This is a genomic window from Bradyrhizobium sp. STM 3809, from assembly GCF_000239795.1.
Classification (GTDB): domain Bacteria; phylum Pseudomonadota; class Alphaproteobacteria; order Rhizobiales; family Xanthobacteraceae; genus Bradyrhizobium.
Window position 1 is genome coordinate 1 of sequence record NZ_CAFJ01000757.1, and the last position, 5255, is coordinate 5255.

Sequence of the window (5255 nt, forward strand, 5' to 3'; positions counted from 1 at the left end):
GGCTCGGGAGTCATCATCGGTCGATGCGCCAGTCTACGCCGTCCCGGCGCAGGGCGGAATGCATTTACGTGGTTGTCCTGCCCCGAAAAATCGGAAACAAGAGCTTGGAATAACCCCAAAACGGGACGGAACGCCCTAGTGTTCCGGCGCCAGCCTTCGCTCCCCTCCGAGGATCCGCCTCCAGCGAAATGCGAGCGCCATGAGGAACCCTAGTTAAGTCATTGTTGCTATTGCAGCTCTCGGATTTGACCTTTGCTTGCGCCAGGGGGCGGCAGGGGCCACATCGAGCTGCACCAGCCGGGCCTTGAGATCGAGAGAGATGAGCACCGAAGAATTACCCGCGCGCGAATCCATGGAGTTTGACGTCGTCATCGTCGGCGCCGGCCCGTCGGGCCTGACCGCCGCGATCCGGCTCAAACAGCTGAATGCCGACCTCAACGTCGTCGTGGTCGAGAAGGGCTCCGAGGTCGGTGCGCACATTCTGTCGGGCGCCGTGATCGATCCCGTCGCGCTGGACAAGCTGCTGCCGGACTGGCGCACCGACGACGACTGCCCGCTGAAGACCCAGGTCAAGGAGGACAAGTTCTTCTGGATGACCGAGGGCGGCGCGATCAAGCTGCCGGGCTTCGCGATGCCGCCGTTAATGGACAACCACCATTGCTTCGTCGGCTCGCTCGGCAATGTCTGCCGCTGGCTGTCGCGCAAGGCCGAGGCGCTCGGCGTCGAGATCTATCCGGGCTTCGCCGCGACAGAAGTGCTGTATGACGAGCAGGGCGCGGTGCGCGGCATCGCCACCGGCGACATGGGCATCGGCAAGGACGGTCAGCCGAAGGCCTCGTTCACCCGCGGCATGGAGCTGCTCGGCAAGTACACGCTGTTCGCCGAAGGCGCGCGCGGCAGCCTGTCCAAGCAGCTGATCTCGAAATTCGCACTCGACGCCAAGAGTGAGCCGCCGAAATTCGGCATCGGCCTGAAGGAGGTCTGGCAGATCGATCCCGCCAAGCACCAGAAGGGCCTGATCCAGCACTCGTTCGGCTGGCCGCTCGACATGAAGACCGGCGGCGGCTCGTTCCTCTATCACTACGACGACAATCTCGTCGCGGTCGGCTTCGTCGTGCATCTGAACTACGACGATCCCTATCTGTCGCCGTTCGAGGAATTCCAGCGCTTCAAGACTCACCCCGCGATCCGCGGCCTGTTCGAAGGCGGCAAGCGCCTGGCCTATGGCGCGCGCGCCATCACCGAGGGCGGCTATCAGTCGGTGCCGCGGCTGTCGTTCCCGGGCGGCGTGCTGATCGGCTGCGCCGCGGGCTTCGTCAACGTGCCGCGCATCAAGGGCGTGCACAATGCGATGGGCAGCGCGATGCTCGCCGCCGAGCATCTCAACGCGGCGCTCGCCGCCGGCCGTGCCAATGACGAGCTGGTCGACTACGAAAACGCCTGGCGCTCGTCGCCGGTGGGCGAGGACCTGTTCAAGGTCCGCAACGTCAAGCCGCTGTGGTCGAAGTTCGGCACCGTGCTCGGCGTGGTCCTCGGCGGCTTCGACATGTGGTGCAACACGCTGGGCTTCTCGCTGTTCGGCACCCAGTCGCATGGCAAGCCCGATCGCGCCACGCTCGACCCGGCCAAGGCGCATCAGCCCAGGCCCGCGATGAAGCCTGACGGCAAGCTGACCTTCGATCGTCTCTCCTCGGTGTTCCTGTCGAACACCAATCACGAGGAAGACCAGCCGGTGCATCTGAAGGTCGCCGACATGGCGCTGCAGAAGAGCTCCGAGCACGACGTCTATGCCGGGCCCTCCAACCGCTATTGCCCGGCCGGCGTGTATGAGTGGGTCGAGGACGGCGCGAGCCCGCGCTTCGTGATCAACGCGCAGAACTGCGTCCACTGCAAGACCTGCGACGTCAAGGACCCCAACGGCAACATCACCTGGGTTCCTCCGGAAGGCGGCGGCGGCCCGAACTACGAGGCGATGTAAACTTTCCTTCACGCACGTTTGCGTGAGGCGGCCGCCCCGCGAGGGGCGGCCGGCCACGATACGGCCATCTTGGCGCGGTTTGTCGCAGGAGACCTTGGCCAAAGGGGCTCCCGGCTGACCCGAATATCCTGCAAATCCTTGCGGTTGGCCGCCAAACGCGGCATTGTCGGCGCATTGACGAGCGGCCGACCGGGTTCGAGTCGATACGACCAATCCTTACCCAACAACCAGAGCGCACCGTGATGTTATCCATTCGCAATCGCTGGACCGCCATTGCTATTGCTGCCTTGCTGCTTCCCGGTACCGTCCTGGCCCAGACGCCGGATCATCCGACTGACACCCCCGCGAAGTTTCCGACCAGCGTCGATCTGAAGTCGCTCACCACCTCTGGCAGCTATCTCGCCGCCCGCCACGCCAGCGTCGAGCGCGACGCGGCCTCGGCCGCGGCGTTCTACCGCTCGGCGCTGCGCAGCGATCCGAAGAACAACGAACTGCTCGACCGCGCCTTCATCTCCTCGGTCGCGGACGGCGACATCGATGAGGCCGTCAAGCTCGCCGATCGCGTGCTCGCGGTCGACAAGTCGAACCGCATCGCGCGCCTGGTGATGGGCGTGCAGGACATCAAGCAGAAGAAGTACGCTGCCGCGCAGAACAACATCAACCAGTCGGTGCGCGGCCCGATCACCGACCTCGTCGCCACCCTGCTGTCGGCCTGGGCCACGGCGGGCGCCGGCGATGCCAAGGGCGCGGTCGCCAACATCGACAAGCTGACCGGCCCGGAATGGTATCCGCTGTTCAAGGACCTCCATGCCGGCATGATCCTGGAGCTCGCCGGCAAGGAGAAGGAGGCGGGCGTCCGCTTCGAGCGCGCCTACAAGCTCGACGATTCGATGCTGCGCATCACCGAGGCCTACGCGCACTGGCTGTCGCGCAACAAGGACGCGGCCTCCGCCACCGCGATCTATGAGGCCTTCGACAAGAAGCTCGCGCGCCATCCGCTGGTGCAGGAAGGGCTGCGCGACACCAAGGCCGGCAAGAAGCTGCCGCCGCTGGTCGACTCGCCGCAGGCCGGCGCCGCCGAGGCGCTGTACGGCATCGGCGCCACGCTGAGCCGCCGCGGCGGCGAGGACCTCGCGCTGGTCTATCTGCAGCTCGCGCTGCATCTGCAGCCGAACCATCCGCTGGCGCTGCTGTCGCTCGCCGATCTCTACGAGACGGTGAAGAAGCCGCAGATGGCGATCAAGGTCTATGAGCGCGTGCCGGCGAGCTCGCCGCTGAAGCGCAACGCGCAGATCCAGCTCGCGACCGATCTCGACGCCGCCGACCGCAGCGACGAGGCGATCAAGATCCTCAAGGACGTGATCACGCAGGATCCGAAGGATCTCGAGGCCATCATGGCGCTCGGCAACATCGAGCGCGGCCGCAAGAAGTTCGCCGATTGCGCCAAGACCTACACGCTCGGCATCGATTCGCTGCCCGCGAACAACGACAAGGCCAACAGCGTCTACTACTATTATCGCGGCATCTGCCTGGAGCGCTCCAAGCAGTGGCCGAAGGCCGAGGCCGACATGCGCAAGGCGCTCGAGCTGCAGCCCGACCAGCCGCACGTGCTGAACTATCTCGGCTATTCCTGGATCGACCAGGGCATCAATCTCGACGAAGGCATGAAGATGATCAAGCGCGCCGTCGAGCAGCGTCCCGACGACGGCTACATCGTCGACTCGCTCGGCTGGGCCTATTTCCGCATCGGCAACTACGAGGAGGCGGTGAAGAACCTCGAGCGCGCGATCGACCTGAAGCCCGAGGATCCGACCATCAACGACCATCTCGGCGACGCCTATTGGAAGGTCGGCCGCAAGCTGGAAGCCAAGTTCCAGTGGGCCCATGCCCGCGACCTGAAGCCGGAGCCGGAGGAACTGCCGAAGATCGAGGCCAAGATCCAGAACGGCCTCACCGACGATCCGGCGCCGGCCGCCGCCAGCGCCGACACCAAGGACGCGCCGGCCGATGCCAAGAAGGACGACGGCAAGGGCGGTTAGCTCGTACCGATCAGGATTTTGAAGCCATCACGGGCTCCTCGGCTTGCCGGGGAGCCCGGATTGATTTTGATGAAGGGCGTGGCGTTACCGGCCACCTTCGCCGCGGCCCCCGGGCTGGCGGCGTCGCCGGATCTCCACAACCAGACAGCTTGGGGGCATTGCGCCGATGTTGGCGTCCACGGTCACCGGCGCGCTGCAGGAGCAGGGCCGCGCCAAGGTCAATCTCACGCTGCGCGTCGTCGGCCGCCGTGCCGACGGCTATCATGATCTCGAAAGCGTTGTGGCGTTCGCCGACTGCGCCGACCAGCTCACGCTGGCGCCGGGCCCCGAACTGACGCTGACCACGACCGGACCGCTCGCGGACGCCTGCGGCGAGACCTCCGACAATCTCGTGCTCAAGGCGGCCCGCCTGCTGGCCGAGGCCGTTCCCGGCCTGAAGCTCGGCGCGTTCAGCCTGGAGAAGGTGCTGCCGGTCGCCGCCGGCATCGGCGGCGGCTCGGCGGACGCAGCCGCCGCGCTGCGGCTGCTCGCGCAGTCGAACGGCCTGTCGCTGGACGATCCGCGCCTCCAGGCTGTCGCGCTGAAGACCGGCGCAGACGTGCCGGTCTGCGTGCCCTCGCGCGCCTGCACCATGACCGGCGTCGGCGAGAATTTGCAGCCGCTCGCGCTGCCCGTCCTGCCCTGCGTGATGATCAATCCGCGCGTGCCGGTCGCGACCAAGGACGTGTTCCAGGCGCTCGGCCTGAAGCCGGGCGATCTGCTGGTGGGAGCCGGCGACGTGCTGGCGGCGCCGGCGTGGCCGAAGGCCGGTGCGTCGATCGGTGATTGGGTCGCCACGCTCGAGCAGGTGAAGAACGATCTCGAGCCTCCGGCGCTGAAGGTGCAGCCGGTCATCGGCACCGTGCTCGCCGCGCTGCGCGCGAGTTCAGGCGTGCTGCTGGCCCGCATGTCCGGCTCGGGCGCGACGTGCTTTGCGATCTACAGCAGCGCGGCGGACGCGAAGACCGCCGGCGCCGCGATCGCCGCCACGCATCCCGAATGGTGGGTGCACGCAGGCACGCTGAGCTAACCAACTATCAGCAGCGAAACGACTGTCCAATACGGCGCCCTCTCCCCTTGCGGGAGAGGGCATGTAGGACAGCGCAGCAAGCTCGCTCGGGTGAGGGGTATGTCTCAGCGAGCTCAGTTTGCGGAGAGATACCTCTCACCCGAGCGAATTAGTTGACAGGCCGCACATG

Annotated in this window: 3 protein-coding genes; all 3 read left to right on the forward strand. The window is 66.2% G+C overall.

Annotated elements, in window-relative coordinates; genetic code table 11:
- The first annotated feature begins 319 nt into the window (after positions 1–319).
- Complete coding sequence (locus tag BRAS3809_RS32405; RefSeq protein WP_008966236.1) at positions 320–1978, forward strand: electron transfer flavoprotein-ubiquinone oxidoreductase; 1659 nt, start codon at positions 320–322, stop codon at positions 1976–1978.
- 242 nt (positions 1979–2220) lie between these two features.
- A complete protein-coding gene (locus BRAS3809_RS32410; RefSeq protein ID WP_085963562.1) occupies positions 2221–4017 on the forward strand; it encodes a tetratricopeptide repeat protein in 1797 nt (598 codons plus the stop codon).
- A 166-nt stretch (positions 4018–4183) separates the two neighbouring features.
- Positions 4184–5086: a 4-(cytidine 5'-diphospho)-2-C-methyl-D-erythritol kinase gene (locus BRAS3809_RS32415; protein WP_008966238.1), complete on the forward strand. Its 903-nt coding sequence runs from the start codon at positions 4184–4186 to the stop codon at positions 5084–5086.
- Positions 5087–5255 lie beyond the last annotated feature (169 nt).